1 protein-coding gene is annotated in these 309 nt (G+C 62.1%); it reads right to left on the reverse strand.

Annotation, left to right across the window (positions count from 1 at the left end; translation table 11 throughout):
• On the reverse strand, positions 1-309 hold a 309-nt coding region (locus KDH83_RS32290; RefSeq protein WP_283093879.1), incomplete at both ends, for a phage tail sheath C-terminal domain-containing protein.

Below are 309 nucleotides of genomic sequence, written 5' to 3' on the forward strand. Positions count from 1 at the left end.
TCGAACCACACCTTGCCGTCGATGATCGCGCCGTCTGCCTTGAGCTTGCGCATGAAGGCGTTGCAGCTTTCGACGATGGCGTCGATGAGCGCGTTGTCCAGCGGGCGGTCGATGTACTGGAGCGTGTAGTACTCCAGGCTCTCCGCGATCACGTCCGCCGTGCGCAGCACGTTGATGAAGTTCTTGGGATGCGTCTCGCTGGGGAAGGCCGCACTGCGGTTTCCCCACAAGCGGATTCCCGTGCCGTAGCTGTTGAACACCGTGATGATGCCCGCCTCGTTCAGCAGGTTGGCCTCGCTGTTCGGGTCG

It is taken from the genome of Achromobacter sp. Marseille-Q0513 (assembly GCF_018195695.1).
Classification (GTDB): Bacteria; Pseudomonadota; Gammaproteobacteria; order Burkholderiales; family Burkholderiaceae_B; genus Achromobacter.